This window comes from Asticcacaulis sp. (genome assembly GCF_051954415.1).
GTDB lineage: Bacteria > Pseudomonadota > Alphaproteobacteria > Caulobacterales > Caulobacteraceae > Asticcacaulis.
The window spans coordinates 91786-107006 of record NZ_JBQCHT010000012.1 but is presented as its reverse complement, the minus strand read 5'-3'; the positions used below and the strand labels follow the sequence as shown (position 1 = coordinate 107006).

Annotated in this window: 14 protein-coding genes and 1 other RNA gene; 11 read left to right on the top strand and 4 right to left on the bottom strand. The window is 60.7% G+C overall.

Features of this window, described 5'->3' with window-relative positions; genetic code table 11:
- Positions 1-13 precede the first annotated feature (13 nt).
- Positions 14-565: a VUT family protein gene (locus ACTHND_RS04275; protein WP_440176090.1), complete on the top strand. Its 552-nt coding sequence runs from the start codon at positions 14-16 to the stop codon at positions 563-565.
- Here the strand turns inward: ACTHND_RS04275 and recR are convergent.
- From recR to ffs, 4 genes are all read right to left on the bottom strand, one after another.
- The gene (gene recR / locus ACTHND_RS04270; RefSeq protein WP_440176088.1) at positions 562-1164 is read right to left on the bottom strand and encodes a recombination mediator RecR; all 603 of its coding nucleotides are present in this window, start codon (positions 1162-1164) and stop codon (positions 562-564) included. The genes ACTHND_RS04275 and recR overlap by 4 nt on opposite strands.
- A 113-nt stretch (positions 1165-1277) precedes the next feature.
- Positions 1278-1610 (bottom strand): YbaB/EbfC family nucleoid-associated protein, encoded by a 333-nt coding sequence (locus ACTHND_RS04265; protein ID WP_440176291.1) that lies wholly within the window; start codon positions 1608-1610, stop codon positions 1278-1280.
- Positions 1607-3427 (bottom strand): DNA polymerase III subunit gamma/tau, encoded by a 1821-nt coding sequence (locus ACTHND_RS04260; protein ID WP_440176087.1) that lies wholly within the window; start codon positions 3425-3427, stop codon positions 1607-1609. Before ACTHND_RS04260 ends, ACTHND_RS04265 begins: the two co-directional genes overlap by 4 nt.
- A gap of 191 nt (positions 3428-3618) precedes the next feature.
- An RNA gene (gene ffs / locus ACTHND_RS04255) (signal recognition particle sRNA small type) lies at positions 3619-3712 on the bottom strand.
- Positions 3713-3947: 235 nt separating this feature from the next.
- Here ffs and ACTHND_RS04250 point away from each other — a divergent pair.
- The 10 genes from ACTHND_RS04250 to ACTHND_RS04205 all read left to right on the top strand — a co-directional run bounded on the left by ACTHND_RS04250 (position 3948) and on the right by ACTHND_RS04205 (position 15148).
- Positions 3948-5573, top strand: coding sequence for an alpha-amylase family glycosyl hydrolase (locus ACTHND_RS04250; RefSeq protein WP_440176085.1), 1626 nt, complete (start codon positions 3948-3950; stop codon positions 5571-5573).
- Between the two features lie 104 nt (positions 5574-5677).
- Positions 5678-6178, top strand: a complete 501-nt coding sequence (locus ACTHND_RS04245; protein WP_440176084.1) for an arsenate reductase/protein-tyrosine-phosphatase family protein — start codon at positions 5678-5680, stop codon at positions 6176-6178.
- Between the two features lie 40 nt (positions 6179-6218).
- Complete coding sequence (locus tag ACTHND_RS04240) at positions 6219-7250, top strand: class I SAM-dependent methyltransferase (RefSeq protein ID WP_440176083.1); 1032 nt, start codon at positions 6219-6221, stop codon at positions 7248-7250.
- Positions 7247-7948: a pseudouridine synthase gene (locus ACTHND_RS04235; protein WP_440176082.1), complete on the top strand. Its 702-nt coding sequence runs from the start codon at positions 7247-7249 to the stop codon at positions 7946-7948. Before ACTHND_RS04240 ends, ACTHND_RS04235 begins: the two co-directional genes overlap by 4 nt.
- 269 nt (positions 7949-8217) lie before the next feature.
- Positions 8218-9336: an ABC transporter ATP-binding protein gene (locus ACTHND_RS04230; RefSeq protein ID WP_440176081.1), complete on the top strand. Its 1119-nt coding sequence runs from the start codon at positions 8218-8220 to the stop codon at positions 9334-9336.
- Entirely contained in the window at positions 9336-10250 is a 915-nt protein-coding gene (locus ACTHND_RS04225) for a carbohydrate ABC transporter permease (RefSeq protein ID WP_440176079.1), read from the top strand. The genes ACTHND_RS04230 and ACTHND_RS04225 overlap by 1 nt, the downstream gene beginning before the upstream one ends.
- Entirely contained in the window at positions 10250-11119 is an 870-nt protein-coding gene (locus ACTHND_RS04220; protein WP_440176077.1) for a carbohydrate ABC transporter permease, read from the top strand. Before ACTHND_RS04225 ends, ACTHND_RS04220 begins: the two co-directional genes overlap by 1 nt.
- The gene (locus tag ACTHND_RS04215) at positions 11116-12414 is read left to right on the top strand and encodes an ABC transporter substrate-binding protein (RefSeq protein ID WP_440176076.1); all 1299 of its coding nucleotides are present in this window, start codon (positions 11116-11118) and stop codon (positions 12412-12414) included. The genes ACTHND_RS04220 and ACTHND_RS04215 overlap by 4 nt, the downstream gene beginning before the upstream one ends.
- Positions 12411-13988 (top strand): glycoside hydrolase family 28 protein, encoded by a 1578-nt coding sequence (locus ACTHND_RS04210; RefSeq protein ID WP_440176074.1) that lies wholly within the window; start codon positions 12411-12413, stop codon positions 13986-13988. Before ACTHND_RS04215 ends, ACTHND_RS04210 begins: the two co-directional genes overlap by 4 nt.
- The gene (locus ACTHND_RS04205; RefSeq protein WP_440176072.1) at positions 13985-15148 is read left to right on the top strand and encodes a glycoside hydrolase family 88/105 protein; all 1164 of its coding nucleotides are present in this window, start codon (positions 13985-13987) and stop codon (positions 15146-15148) included. The genes ACTHND_RS04210 and ACTHND_RS04205 overlap by 4 nt, the downstream gene beginning before the upstream one ends.
- Positions 15149-15221: the final 73 nt, after the last annotated feature.

Below are 15221 nucleotides of genomic sequence, written 5' to 3'. Positions count from 1 at the left end.
GGAAGGGGCACATATGATCGACGCCAAAGCGGCCGCCAGAAAAGCTTTTACCGGCCGCGCGCCCTGGACCTATCTCTATCTGTTCCTGATCCCGTTCATCAACTGGTGTTGGGGCGCCGTCCCAACCGTCCCCCTGCCCGATCACGGCGAATGGACACCAATGGCGATCGTCACGGGACTGGTTCTAGTGGTACGAGATTTTGCTCAACGCGAAGTAGGCCATTGGATATTTATTCCGCTGATCGTCGGCATTTCCGCCTCTTATTTTACGTCTCCTTCGGAAATCGCAACCGCTAGTGCTGTTGCCTTTGCCATCTCAGAAACCGTAGACTGGGCACTGTTTACCTTCCTAAAGCTACCACTTTCAAAGCGCGTCTTTATTTCTGCTGCAATAGGATCACCAATTGATACGACTGTTTTCTACTTGATGGCCTCCGCAGCCAAACCCGGCATATTCAATATCTGGGCCATCGGTGCCTCGATCCTCAGCAAACTGGTTGGCTGCGTGATCGTTTATCTTCTGATGAAGAACCGTGAACAAAAAGCTGCTCTGGCTGCGACCTAACGCCGGCTTTTTAAAGCATGGGCGATGGTGTTGTCGTCCAGCCAATCCAACTCACCGCCGACCGGGACACCGCGCGCCAGGAAAGTGATTTCCACCTGATTATCGAATGATTTCAGGCGGTCGGCGATATAGTGCGCCGTGGTCTGGCCCTCGACGGTCGCCGGCAGGGCCATGATAATCTCGCGCACGCGGCCTGAGCGCACACGCTGAACCAAACCATCCAGCCGCAGATCTTCCGGCCGGATACCATCGAGCGCCGAGAGCAGCCCGCCCAGCACATGATAGGTGCCGGTAAAGGCCCCGACACGTTCCATGGCCCAAAGGGCGCTGTCTTCCTCCACTACACAGATCATGGTCTGGTCGCGCGCCGGATCGGTACAGGTCGGACAGGGATTCTGTGTCGAAAGCCGCCCGCAGATGCGACAGGTTTCGACCCTGTCGGCGGCGTCCTGCATAGCGCGCGTTAAGGGAATCAGAAGCTGATCCTTGCGCTTTAGCAGGGCAAGCGACGCCCGCCTGGCCGAACGCGGCCCAAGCCCCGGCAGCTTGGACAACAGGGCCGTCAGGCGTTCGATTTCAGGACCGGCGCCGGAGACCATTAGACGCACTCAAAGAAAGCAAGAAACCCCACCACCAAAGCGCAAGAGCGCTTTGGTCCCCCTCCCCGACAAGTCGGGGAGGTATAAGAAGGGATTGGCGCTTTGTCCATTTATCAGAAGAACTTCGGCATATTGGGCAAACCGCCGCCGGGCCCCAGATCCTTGGCGGCTTCGGCCATGACCTGCGAATTCAGGGCATCGAGATGACGGCGGGCATCGGCATGGGCGGCGCGGATCAGATCGGCCAGCACCTCGCCTTCGCCCGGCGTCACCAGGCTTTCGTCGATGGTGAGCGCCGACATATCGCCGGAGCCCTTCAATTCCATTTTTACAAGTCCTGCGCCGGCGGACCCCTGCACGGTGCTTTCGCTCATTTTCGCCTGCGCTTCATGCAGCTTTTGCTGCACCAGTTGCGCCTGCTTCATCATGGCGGCAAAATCCATCAGTCATTTTCCTTATCGATGTCTGGGCGTTCATCTTCGGGCACGACGGGCTCGATGGTGTTCACCACGGGTTTCGGCTTGGCGCGCACAGCGGTGATTTCGGCGCCGGGGAAGGTCTCCAGAACCTTGGAGACAAAGGGATTGGCCTGCAAACGCGCTTTCGCCGCGTCACGTTCGCGGTTGTCGCGTTCCATGATCGATTCCGCGCCGCCCGTACCTTCGGTGGCGATCAGCCAGCGCTGCCCGGTCCATTCACGCAGTTTCAGTGAAAGTTTGCGCACCAGATCCCCCGGCGCATTGGGCGCGGGCTCAAAGGTGATGGCGCCGGGCCGGAAAGCGACCAGACGGACGAAGCGCTCGACATCAACACGCAGGCCGATATCGCGCTTGTCAGAAATCAGCTTCAGCACCTCCTCGAAGGTCTGCGGACTGGGCAGGGCCTGCTGAACGGGACGCATCTGAACAGCGGTCGCACCACTTCCGCCGCCACCGCCATGCGTGGGAAGGCCGCCGGGCCCATTCAGCACAAGGGGTTCGCCGCTTTGCAGGCGCTTCATCAGAAGCTCCGGTCCCGGCAGGTCGGCGGCATAACACAGCCGCACCAGCGCCATTTCAAAGGCAGCACAGGCATCCGGTGCCCGGCGCAACTCCTCGAACGCCTTCAGCATCAATGTCCACAGGCGGCTGAGCGTGCCGGCTGAAAGCTGCGAGCCCAGCGCCGTGACGCGCATGGCCTGCGCCTTGGGCAGGCGCGTGGCATCGGCGCCGAGGATCTTGGCGACCGAGGTGGCGTGGGCATATTCCAGCATGTCGCCCATGATCTGCGACGGATCGGCACCGAAACCATAGAGCGTGCGGAAAGCCAGCAGGGCCTCGCTCATCTGGCCGGAAATGATGTTTTCAAAGAGACCCAGAGTCGCCGAACGATCGGCCAGGCCCAGCATATCGCGCACCACTTCGGCGCTGGTCGTCTCGCCGGCTTCGCTCTGCACCAGGGCCTGATCGAGCAGGCTGAGGCCGTCGCGCACGGAGCCTTCGGCGGCGCGGGCGATCAGGGCCACGGCATCGGGCTCGATCTTGACGCCTTCGAGGGCGCAGATCTTTTCCAGATGCGGGGTCAGGGTTTCCGGCTCGACACGGCGCAGGTCGAAACGCTGGCAGCGCGACAGGATGGTGACCGGCACCTTGCGGATTTCAGTCGTGGCGAAGATGAACTTGGCGTGGGGCGGCGGCTCTTCCAGCGTCTTCAGCAGGGCATTGAAGGCGCCGGTGGAGAGCATGTGGACTTCATCGATGACGTAGACCTTGTAGCGCGCCTCGACCGGGGCATAGCGCACGGATTCGAGCAGGTCGCGCATGGCATCGACACCGGTGCGCGAGGCGGCATCGAGTTCGAGCACGTCGATATGGCGGCCTTCGATGATAGCCTGACAATGGACGCCCATGACCGACAGATCGACGCTCGGCTGATGGACGGTGTCGCTCTCATAGTTGAGCGCGCGCGCCAGCAGGCGGGCCGTCGTGGTCTTGCCGACGCCGCGCACGCCGGTCAGCATGAAGGCATGGGCGATCCGGCCTGCCGAGAAGGCGTTGGTCAGGGTGCGGACCATGGCCTCCTGGCCGATCAGATCCTCGAAGGTGCGCGGGCGATATTTGCGCGCCAGGACCGTGTAGGCTTCGGATTTCTCGATCGGCTTGGCCACGGCAACGGGCGCCGGTGTTGGCGCTCCACCGAACATGTCGTCCGTGTTCTCATCGCGCTCCGGAAGGTCTATTTCCGCGGCGGCAAATGGATCGTCAAGGTCGGGATGTTCGGACATGAATTCTATATAGTGGCTTTTTGCACAGACGTCATCACAATGCGCGATTCTTCAACAGGCGCAATTGTCAGCAAAGAAGGAAAGCCATCCGGCGCTTGAGGCCAGGCCAAGAGCCGCCCCAGCCGTTGCGAGGAGCCCATTCTTCTAAATTAAAGGATGGTGGCGCTTGAGCGGAAACGAACCGAGCGAAGCGAGGTGAGACGACTGACCCGAAGGTGAATTCGTTGTGGCTGCTGCCTTCCGGCCCTGACCAGATTGGCGAGGCCTCCGCCCAGCCGTCTCGCGGCCTATATGCATATTTTTATCCGTCATTGCAAGAGGGGATTTTTGCGGCCAGAGTGTGTTGAAGTCAGAAACCCCACCACCACTTCGCTTCGCTCGTGGTCCCCCTCCCCGACAAGTCGGGGAGGTATAGGGTCGTCTTTTCTTATACCTCCCCATCTTTGATGGGGAGGGGGACCGCGCCATTCTTATGGCGTGGTGGTGGGGCTTCTTACTGCTGCATAAGGAAAGCCCGCCCATGTCAGAAACCACTCCAAACGGCTATATCAAACGCTGGTGGAAGGAAGCCGTCGTCTATCAGGTCTATCCGCGCTCGTTTTATGACAGCAATGGCGACGGCATCGGCGACCTTCGCGGCGTCCTGGAAAAGCTTGACCACATCAAGGGCCTGGGCGTCGATGTCATCTGGTTGTCACCGCATTTTGACAGCCCCAATGCCGATAATGGCTATGATATCCGCGATTACCGAAAGGTCGGAGCCGAATTTGGCACCATGCAGGATTTCGACGACCTGCTGGCAGCGATCAAAACGGCCGGCATGAAGTTGATCATCGATCTGGTGGTCAATCATACGTCCGATGAACACCAGTGGTTTGTCGAGAGCCGGTCGTCACGCGAGAATCCGAAGCGCGACTACTATATCTGGAGTGACAAAAAGCCCAACGACTGGACCTCGATCTTCGGCGGCCCCGCCTGGACGCAGGGAGAAGACGGGGACTGGTATCTCCATCTGTTCGACCGGAAACAGCCGGACCTCAACTGGGATAATCCAGCCGTGCGCAAAGAGGTTTATGACCTTATGCGCTTCTGGCTCGACAAGGGCGTTGACGGTTTCCGCATGGATGTCATCCCTTTCATTTCAAAGGATAAAACCCTCCCGAACCTGCCGGAAGATCTCCGCGCCAAACCGCAATATGTCTATGCCAACGGGCCGCATGTGCATGACTATCTGCATGAAATGAACCGCGAAGTGCTGTCGCAATACGATGTCATGACCGTCGGTGAAGCCTTTGGCGTGACGCTGCAAGACACGCCGAAACTCATCGATGAGCGCCGTCAGGAACTGGACATGATCTTCCAATTCGCCGCCGTGGAGGTCGATCGCGGACCAGATGGCCGCTGGAAGCCATGGACCCTGCTGGAATTCAAGGCGGTTTTTATCCGCCAGGACCAGGCGCTGGACACCCATTGCTGGCCAACCTTTTTCCTCAGCAATCATGACAATCCGCGCATCGTCTCGCGCTTTGGCGATGACAGCCCGCAGTGGCGCGAAAAATCAGCCATGCTGCTGGCGACGCTCACCCTGACCATGAAGGGCACGCCTTTTATTTATCAGGGCGATGAGATGGGCCTGACCAACCGCAACTTTACCGACATAGACCAGTTCAACGATCTATGGACGAAAAACGCCTGGCAGGAAGAGGTGGGCAGCGGCAAATGGAGCGCGGAGGCCTTTTTTGCCAACCAGAATAAGGTCAGCCGCGACCATGCGCGAATGCCTCTGCCCTGGACAGCCGAGGGCGGCTTCACCACCGGCCAACCCTGGTTCGCGCTCAACCCGAATTTCACCGAGATCAATGCCGAAAGTGGCCGCGCCATCTATGACCACTATGCCCGCCTGATCGCCCTGCGTCATGCCGAACCGGCCCTGGTCTATGGTGATTACCAGGATATCGCGCCCGATCATCCGCAGGTCTTTGCGTTCAAAAGTACACTCGGCAAGACCGCCTTTCTGATCGTCCTGAATTTTTCCGGCCAGCCCGTAGACTTCGACCTGCCGGACACCACGCCGTGTCTCGGCAACTATAGGGATGCCCCTACGTACCTGCGCCCGTGGGAGGCCCGTGTTTACCGGATAAAATGACGGGAACGGATTATTAACCCTGTCTTCTGAGGCGCCGTTAAGCTTTTCAGTTGTAATATCCTTTTCGGCAGGGGCCGTTTTAAAAGAAGTACAGAAAAAGTCATATGCCAACACGCAATATCCTCTTCCTGTGCAGCTTTAATGCCGGCCGCGCCATGGTGGCAAAGGGCATACTCAATGCCTTCGCCAGTCCGGATTATCGCGGCTTTGCCGCCGGTGATGAACCGGAGCGCACCCCTTGCCCGGAAGCCCTGTCAGTCCTCGCCCGTCACCTCGAAACGGTCCAGGGCGTACGCGTCAAGCACTGGAGCGTGTTTACCCGGCCCGGCGCCCCGAAAATCGACGTGGTTATCAGCCTGTGCAACAATGCCGTGGGCGAAATCTGTCCGGTCACCTTGCCGGGCCGCCCCCTGACGGCGCACTGGAACATTACGGACCCCTCGACAGCCTCGGATGCCGCGGGTCGTCGCGCCGCCTTCGAGCAGGTCTATCAGGAGCTTTACGACCGCATTGCCGACCTGATCGAGATTCCCCTCACCAAGGAGGGCAAGAAACTCGAAAAGACCATCAATGCCATTGGCTGGCTCAACGCCAGGGCCGCCTGACGCGCTTGGCATATGGCCTGCTCTGTGCGATAGCGTCGCCATGCCTAATGATCCCGTTCTAGATACCCTGTTCCTGCCGCTTGAAGACGGCCTAATTGACTGGCCGGCAAATGGCCCGGCCCTGTTCCTGCGCGCCCGAACGGGGGATGCCCTTGATGACATATCGCGCGACAAACTCATCTGTGAACAGAGCTTCAAGCCGGCCCATGACGCCCTGATCCGCGCCGGCTTCCAGATGCGCGAGAGCCATGCCTGGGCCGAACTGACTCTGGTCCTGCCGCCGCGCCAGCGCGAGGAAAGCCGCGCCCTGCTCGCCCGCGCGATTCAGGCAACCACCAGGGGCGGCATCGTCATGGCGGCGGTGTCGAATAATGAAGGCGCCAAAACCATCGAAGGCGACCTGAAAGCCCTGGCCGGGAATGTCTCCAGCCAGTCGAAGAACAAATGCCGCGTCTTCTGGGCGACGGTCGATGGCCGTACCGATACGACATTGCTGGCCGAATGGCTGAAACTGGATGCGCCGCGCGACATAGTGGAGGGCCGCTTCACCAGCCGGCCCGGCCTCTTCGCCTGGGATCATATCGACGCCGGCTCGAAACTGCTGGCCGATCACCTGCCCAGGACTTTCAAGGGCAAGGTCGCCGATCTTGGCGCCGGTTTCGGCTATCTCAGTGATGAGGTGCTGACACAAAACCCCGGCACTACCCATCTGGACGCCATCGAGGCCGAGGGCCGCGCCGTCGAGATGGCGAATCTGAACCTGGCGACGCATGGTGATCGCGCCACCGTGCATTGGCTCGACGCCACCAAAGCCCTGCCCGATACCTATGACGCCATCATCAGCAATCCGCCGTTTCATGTCTCGGATCGTGCCGATCGCCACGATGTCGGCAAGGCGTTCATCACCTCGGCGGCGAAGGCTCTGACCTCCGGCGGCCAGTTGTGGATCGTCGCCAATCGCCACCTGCCCTATGAGGAAACGCTGGAAGCCAGCTTCAAGCATGTCACGGTCGTGGCGCAGACGAATTTCTACAAGGTCTTCAAGGCGGTCGGCCCGAAAGTGACACGATGAAGCTGATCAGGCGACTGGCCAATCTGGGTTACGGCTCGCGCAAGGAGATGCAAAAGCTGATCCGCATGGGCGCGATCACCAATGCCGTGGGCGAACGGCTCGATGAGGATGCCGACACGGCGCACGACGATATCCGCTACAAGAGCCGGCCGCTCGATCCCGATTTCGGCATGGTGCTGATGCTCAACAAGCCGACCGGCTATGTCTGTTCGCTCAAGGATCGCGGCAATCTGGTCTATGAACTGCTTCCCAGCCGCTTTTCAGAACGCAAGCCGGTGCTGTCCACCATTGGCCGGCTCGATTCCGATACCTCCGGCCTGCTGCTGTTCACCGATGACGGCGAATATCTGCATAAAATCATCTCGCCGAAGAACCATGTCGCCAAGATATACGAGGTGACCTGCGCCCGGCCGCTGGAACCGCACTATGGCGATATCTTCGCTTCCGGCACGCTGATCCTGGAAAGCGAAAAGGATGCGCTGAAACCGGCCTTTCTGGAAGTGACCGGCGAAAAGATCGCCCGCCTGACGCTTTATGAAGGCCGCTATCACCAGGTGCGGCGCATGTTCGCGGCCGTCGGCAACCATGTCGAGGCCCTGCACCGCGCGCAAATGGGCGATCTGACGCTAGGTGACCTTAAACCCGGCAAATGGCGGCTGCTGAGCGCGGCCGAAGCCCTAGGGCTGCTTAAGGGCTGATTGCGATCACCGGCCGGCCTCCACCCAGTCAAGCGGTGAAATACCCACATCGCGGCTGGGTATTATTGCACCATAGATTAGCAAGCCAGGCGGCAATTTTCGCAAGCTAGAAATCAGCCAACGGCATGGCATGGAAATATAAAATCGGTCCGATAAAACGATAGCGATTGAAAATGACACCGGTTTCCTATAGGCTCCATTTCAACCGATCACCCATCACCAGGGGGCCAAAAGGCCGGATCACGCAACAAAAAGCAAACGGGGAATAAGTGAATACGTCCAGCGTCATCCTGGACCAGGTCACCAAGTCGTTCAGCGGCCATGATGTCATCAAGGGCGTCTCGCTGGAGGTCAAGAAGGGTGAACTGGTCGTCTTCGTCGGCCCTTCGGGCTGCGGAAAATCCACCCTGTTGCGCCTGATCGCCGGCCTGGAGACACCCACCAGCGGGCGTATCGATATCGCCGGCGAGAACGTCACCTACGCCCATCCGTCAAAACGCGGCGTGGCGATGGTCTTCCAGTCCTACGCCCTGTACCCGCACATGACGGTCGAGGACAATATCGGTTTCGCCCTGCGCATCAAGGGGATGCCGCGCGCCGAAATAAAGCTCAAGGTCCGGGCCGTCGCCGAAACCCTGCAACTGGGCCACCTGCTCCACCGCCTGCCCAAGGCGTTGTCTGGCGGTCAAAGGCAGCGCGTTGCCATTGGTCGCGCCATGGTACGCGAACCCGACGTTTTCCTGTTCGATGAACCCCTGTCCAATCTCGATGCCTCCCTGCGCGGCCAGATGCGGGTGGAAATCGCCGGCCTGCACGCGCGCCTGGGCGCTACCTCGGTCTATGTGACGCACGATCAGGTCGAGGCCATGACCCTGGCCGACAAGATCGTGGTGCTCAATGGCGGCCGCATCGAACAGGCCGGCCCGCCGATGGAGCTTTACCGCCGACCGGCCAACCTCTTCGTCGCCACCTTCATCGGCTCGCCCGGCATGAATATCCTGCCGGTGACACTCGCCGGCGCGGAACGTGATCAAGTGACCATCAACACGGCGCAGGGGCCGATCACCCTGCCGCGCGTCAATGCCCGCGTCGTCTCCGGCGCGGAAGCCAGCCTCGGCCTGCGCCCGGAAAGCCTGTCGCTCACCACGGCCGGTCAGGGCCAGCTATCGGGTTATGTCAACCTCATCGAACGGCTGGGCGGCGAAACCTTCGCCTATGTCGCCCTGAAAGGCTTCGAGGCGCCGCCAATCATCGTCCGGCTGGACGGCGAGGCCGAATTGCGCGTGCATGACGAGGTGCATCTGGCCATCGACGGCCAGCGCGCCCACCTTTTCAGCGCTGATGGCCTGGCGCTCGGCCATGCGCCGGATGCAAAGGCGGCCTCCTGATGTCCGGCGCCTCCATCTATGCCAGCCGCCGCGCGGGGTCGCTCTATATTGCGCCCTTTGCCATCGGCTTTCTGCTGTTCACTGCCTTCCCGTTCGTCGCTTCTTTTATACTCAGCCTGACGGATGCGCGGTTGCAGGATCAACTTGGCGATGCCCATTTCATCGGCTGGCACAACTATGCCGGCATGTGGGCGGACGCCACCTTCCGCAAGTCGCTGGGCGTTACCTTCTTCTATGTCTTTGTTACCGTGCCGCTGAAACTGGCCTTTGCCCTGCTGATCGCCGTGGTGCTCAATTTCAAGCTGCGTGGCATCGGCCTGTTCCGCACCGCCTTTTACCTTCCGTCGATTCTGGGCGGCAGCGTGGCCATTGCCGTGGTCTGGCGTTTCGTCTTCGCCAGCGACGGCCTGGTGAATCAGTTTCTGCATGGCGCGGGCTTCGGCGGAATCAACTGGCTGGGTGAACCCTCGACCGCCATGTTTTCGATCATCCTTTTGCGCCTGTGGCAGTTCGGCTCGGCCATGGTGGTCTTTCTCGCCGGGCTGAAGGCCATTCCCGAAGACCTGTACGAAGCCGCCGATCTCGATGGCGCCTCCCGCCTGCGCCAGTTCTGGATGATCACCCTGCCGCTGCTGACGCCGGTACTGTTCTTCAACTTCATCATGCAGATCGTCCAGGCGTTCCAGGAATTCAACGGCCCCTACATCATCACTGGCGGCGGGCCGATGAAATCGACCTACCTCCTGCCGCTGATGATCTATGAGGAAGCCTTCAAATACTTCAATCTCGGCTATTCCTCGGCGCTGTCATGGGTGCTGTTCGTCATCATCGCCCTGTTTACGGCCCTGGCTTTCTGGTCGCAACGCTTCTGGGTTTTCTATGCCCAGGAACGCGACAATAAAGGAGGGCACTGATGCAGAACGCAACCCGCCAGGGCTGGCGCCGCTACCTGCCCCTGATAAACGCCTTTATCCGTTACGGACTGCTGATCGGCATCGGCTTCCTGATGCTGTATCCGCTGTTCTGGATGATCGGCGGGGCCTTCAAGAACAATCATGAAATTTTCGCCTCGCCCGGCTTCATTCCGGCGCATCCGACGACGGACGGCTTCACGAAGGGCTGGAAAACCTCGACCGAATATACCTTCACCACCTATCTGCTGAACACTATGAAGATCGTCATTCCCAAGGTAATCCTGACGGTTATTTCGTCGGTGATCGTTGCCTACGGGTTCGCACGCTTCGCCATTCCCGGCCGCAAGCTGCTGTTCGCGCTTTTAATGGCCACCGTGCTGCTGCCCAAGTCGGTCCTGCTGATCCCCCAGTATCTGATGTTCCGTGAATTCGGCTGGCTCGATACCTATCTGCCGCTCTATATCCCCCAGGCTTTTGCGGTCGAAGGTTTCTTCGTCTTCCTGATCATCCAGTTCATGCGCAGCCTGCCGGTCGATATGGAGGAGGCCGCGGTCATGGACGGCTGCAACTCGTTCCAGGTGCTGACCCTGATCGTCTGTCCGGTGATCCTGCCGGCGATCATTTCGGTGGCCCTGTTCCAGTTCATGTGGAGCATGAACGACTTCCTGCAGCCGCTGATCTACCTGTCGAGCGTCGAGAAATATCCGGTGGCGCTGGCGCTCAAGATGTCGATTGACGTCACCGAAGCGACCTCATGGAACGAGATTTTGGCCATGTCCGTCATCGCGCTGGCGCCATCGCTGATCCTGTTCTTCGTGGCGCAGAAATACTTCGTCGAGGGCGTGACCTCGGGAGCGGTGAAAGGATGAGCACGTCATTCACCCGCCGCACTGCTTTAGCCGGTATGGGCGCCTTAGCCGCCTGTTCTCCGCGCACTGCGCCCGGCCTACAGCGTCAGGTCACCCTGCGCATGAGCTGGTGGGGCGGGGCCTCGGCGCACAAGGCGACGCTGGAGGCCCTGCATCTCTTCATGCAGCGCTACCCGCATATCGAAGTGCGTGGCGAGTATACCGGCTTCCTTGGCCACCTGGAACGCCTGACAACCCAGATCGCGGGCCACACCGCGCCGGACCTGATGCAGATCAACTGGTACTGGCAGGTGCTGTTTTCGCGTGATGGCCGCGGATTTTACGACCTAAACCGCCTGTCGAAAGAGATCGATTTTTCACAGTATGACGCCCGCACCCTCGGCATGGGGGAGCGCAATGGCCACCGCAATGCCCTGTCGGTCGGCAATGCGGCGCGGCTATTCTATTTCAACCGCACCACCTATGACAAGGCGCGCCTGGCCCTGCCGGATTCCTGGGACAGTCTGCTGGCGGCTGGCCCGAAGATGCGGGAGGCCCTGGGCGATGCCTACTACCCGATCGACGGCACCTTCCAGGATTTCATCGCCATGGCGCGGTCGCGTATCGTGCAGAAAACTGGCAGGCCGCTGGTCGATGACGTTCATAAGCGACTCAACTGCACGCGTGAGGATATGGCCGAAATGGCGCGGCTCTATGCCGGGCTGACGCGCAACCATTCCCTGCCGGCGGCCCGCGTCCGCGCCGCCTTCGGCAATGTGGCCCAGCAGGAAATGCGACCGTGGATCAACGGCCAGTTCGCCGGCTGCTATCTGTGGAACTCGTCGATCGACAAGTTCACCGATACGCTCAGGCCCGGCGAGCATGTCGAACTGGCCTCCTATCCGCTCATCCCCGGCGCCACGGATGCCGGCCTGCTTTATCGCCCGGCCATGATGTTCGCTATCAACCGCCAGACGGCGCATCCGCAGGAGACCGCCCTGCTGCTCAACTTCCTGATGAACGATCCGGTCGGGGTACGTGCCATGGGCCTGAGCCGGGGCGTACCGTCCTCGGCCATTGCCCGCCGCACCCTGACCGACGACGGCATGATGACCGGCCTGAAACTCGACAGCGAGGCCGAACTGGCACGGCTGCCGATTACCGTGCTGGAAAGCCCGTGGTTCGAGCATCCGCGCGTGCGTGACGGTTTCCAGGATATCCTGGAAATGCAGGGCTATGGTGTCATCGACGAAGAGACGGCAAGCGCGCGACTTTATGACGACATCAACGCCATACTGGCGCGCGTGATCCGATGACGCTTTCCGTCATCGCCGCCCTGCCGACCGCGTTGGCTTTGGAAATGTCCAATGGCCAATGCTATCGCAGCCCCGCGCCGCATCACGTCCAGGTGGATGGCGTCGAGGCTCCCGCGACCGACCGCAACAGCTTCACCCTGCGCGACCTGAAAAGCGATACGGCCTACCATGTCGAGGTGGAAAGCGGCGGCCAGACCCATAGTCTGACGGCGCACACCCCGCCGCTCACAGCTATTCTCGATCCGCGCGCTTTCGGCGCGAAGGGCGACGGCATAAGCGACGACACCCGCGCCCTGCAGGCCGCTCTGTCCGCCTGTCCGCCAGGCGGTCTGGTGCGGCTGGCCGATGGCGATTTCGTCTCCGGCCCGCTGTTCCTGAAAAGCCATACCCGGCTGGAAGTGGCGGCTGGCGCAAGCCTCCTCGGCCTGCGTGAAATCGCTGCCTGGCCCGTACTGCCGGCCACCCTGCCCGGTCTTGGCGGCGCACCGGTCTTTCTCGGTTCATGGGAAGGCGAACAGCTCGCCTGCCATGCCGGCCTGCTGAATATCCTGTCGGCGGAAGATGTCATGATTTACGGCGAAGGCACGATCGACGGTCGCGCCGGTTTCGATACCTGGTGGGCGCCTGATCGGATCGCTTACGAGAAGCGACCGGAGCGCGGCGCTCACCCCGGCGGCGCGGCTTGCGCCTGGCGGCCCCGCCTGATCTATGCCGTCGACAGCCGTGACCTGGTCTTCGAAGGCGTCACGTTGACTGGCAGCCCGTCATGGACCCTGCATCCCCTGCACTGCGCCGATGTCCGCGCCGTCAATCTGTCGATCGCCGCTCCCGCCGACAGCCCCAATACCGACGGCGTTAATCCCGAAAGCTGCACCGGTGTGACTATAACCGGCGTTCACTTTACGGTCGGCGATGACTGCATCGCGCTGAAGTCTGGCAAGCTCAGTATGGCGAAACAGGCCCTGCGCCCGACGCGCGACGTGACCATTTCCAACTGCCATATGCAGGACGGCCACGGCGCCGTGGTCATCGGCTCGGAAATGGCGTCCGGCGTTTACGATGTCCGGGTCCGCGACTGCCTGTTTACCGGCACCGATCGCGGCCTGCGCATCAAGACCCGGCGTGGCCGCGGCCAGGACGCGATTGTGCGCAATATCGCCTTCGACAATATCCGCATGGAGAACGTCGGCACGCCCTTTGTCATCAACAGTTTCTACTGGTGCGATCCCGATGGCAAGAGCGACTATGTTGGCAATACAAATCCCCTGCCCGTCGATGACGGCACGCCCTCGCTCGGCGACTTTACGCTGACGCGCATCCGCTGCACCGGCGTCCGGTTGGCGGCGGCCTGGCTACTCGGCCTGCCCGAACAGCCGATCGACGGCATCACTATCGACGACTTTTCCGTGCGCTATGCCCCCGATGTCACACCGGAAGCGCCGGATATGGCCGCGTCCATCCCCGCCGTCGCCTGTCAGGGAATTCATATCCGCAATGCCCGTCATGTCCGCCTCGATCATATCGATATCGAAGGCCAGGACGGCGAAATCCTCACCCTGGAGTCTGTATCGTGATCGTTATCCCGAAAATTCCCGAAGACGTCACGCGTGCGCCGCTGCAACGCGCCTTCCAGTTGGCTAATGGCACGATCCACGTTCTGTCGGCCTTCGGCGCGCAGGTGCCCGTCTTTGTCGAGGGCTATATCCGAAGCTGGAAGCCCTACAAGGCGGCCTGGAATTACGAGGACGGCATGATCTGGCTGGGTGCGCTTGATCTGTATGAAGCCACCAATGATGCCGCCCTGCTCGATTTCGTCCGCACCGAAGCCGAACACCGCATCACCCCGGAAGGCGTCATGACGACCTTTGATTCGGATGAATACAATATCGATAATATCCACGCCGGCCGCATCCTGCCCCGCCTCTATGCCCTGACCGGTGACGACCGTTACCGCCGCGCCATGGACCGGCAGTTTTCCCAGTTGCTGACCCATCCGCGCACACAATCCGGCAATTACTGGCACAAGCAGATCTATCCGTGGCAGGTCTGGCTGGATGGTCTTTACATGGCCCAGCCGTTCCAGACCGCCTATGCGCGGGCCACTGGCAAGCCGGACCTGTTCGCTGATACGATCCGCCAGTTCCTCGCCGTCGAAGCCCATCTGAAAGGTGAAAGCGGCCTCTATCATCACGGCTGGGACGAATCGCGCGCCGAACGCTGGGCCGATCCGGATACCGGCCGTTCGCCCTGCGTCTGGAGCCGTGCTATGGGCTGGTGGGTGATGGCCCTGGCCGATGTCTGCGAAGCGGCGGAGGGCCTTGACGGCCATGACGACATCGCCCGCCTGCTGAAGGAGAGCCTCGATGCCCTGCGGCGTGTGCGCAAACCCGGCGGCCTGTGGTATCAGGTCGCCGACCAGGGCGGACGCGTAGGCAATTATGAGGAGGCATCGGCCTCGCTGATGATCGCCTATGCCCTGATGAAGGCTGAGCGGCTGAGGGTCGCGGAAACCGCCGCCGAGGGACTTTCGGCCCTGCGGATGATCTGCGATCGTTTCGTCACGCCTTCCGCGCTCGAAGGCATCTGCGGCGTGGCGGGGCTCGGCAATACGCCCTATCGGGACGGCTCTTACGCCTATTACCTGTCGGAAAAGATCACGCCCAACGATCCCAAGGGCGTCGGGGCACTGATGATGGCGCTCTCCGAAGGGGTGCGTTTGACCACCAAACCATAACCTCTTCCGAAAAGCATGAACTCAACTATGGCAAAATTATCGCAGTTTTGACAGAACGGTGATTTTTAATGCC

What these genes read in the sequence shown, in the direction of transcription:
- ACTHND_RS04275 (WP_440176090.1), top strand. Translation starts at nt 14, where the DNA reads ATGATCGACGCCAAAGCGGCCGCCAGAAAAGCTTTTACCGGCCGCGCG.
- recR (WP_440176088.1), bottom strand. Translation starts at nt 1,164, where the DNA reads ATGGTCTCCGGCGCCGGTCCTGAAATCGAACGCCTGACGGCCCTGTTG.
- ACTHND_RS04260 (WP_440176087.1), bottom strand. Translation starts at nt 3,427, where the DNA reads ATGTCCGAACATCCCGACCTTGACGATCCATTTGCCGCCGCGGAAATA.
- ACTHND_RS04250 (WP_440176085.1), top strand. Translation starts at nt 3,948, where the DNA reads ATGTCAGAAACCACTCCAAACGGCTATATCAAACGCTGGTGGAAGGAA.
- ACTHND_RS04245 (WP_440176084.1), top strand. Translation starts at nt 5,678, where the DNA reads ATGCCAACACGCAATATCCTCTTCCTGTGCAGCTTTAATGCCGGCCGC.
- ACTHND_RS04240 (WP_440176083.1), top strand. Translation starts at nt 6,219, where the DNA reads ATGCCTAATGATCCCGTTCTAGATACCCTGTTCCTGCCGCTTGAAGAC.
- ACTHND_RS04235 (WP_440176082.1), top strand. Translation starts at nt 7,247, where the DNA reads ATGAAGCTGATCAGGCGACTGGCCAATCTGGGTTACGGCTCGCGCAAG.
- ACTHND_RS04225 (WP_440176079.1), top strand. Translation starts at nt 9,336, where the DNA reads ATGTCCGGCGCCTCCATCTATGCCAGCCGCCGCGCGGGGTCGCTCTAT.
- ACTHND_RS04220 (WP_440176077.1), top strand. Translation starts at nt 10,250, where the DNA reads ATGCAGAACGCAACCCGCCAGGGCTGGCGCCGCTACCTGCCCCTGATA.
- ACTHND_RS04215 (WP_440176076.1), top strand. Translation starts at nt 11,116, where the DNA reads ATGAGCACGTCATTCACCCGCCGCACTGCTTTAGCCGGTATGGGCGCC.
- ACTHND_RS04210 (WP_440176074.1), top strand. Translation starts at nt 12,411, where the DNA reads ATGACGCTTTCCGTCATCGCCGCCCTGCCGACCGCGTTGGCTTTGGAA.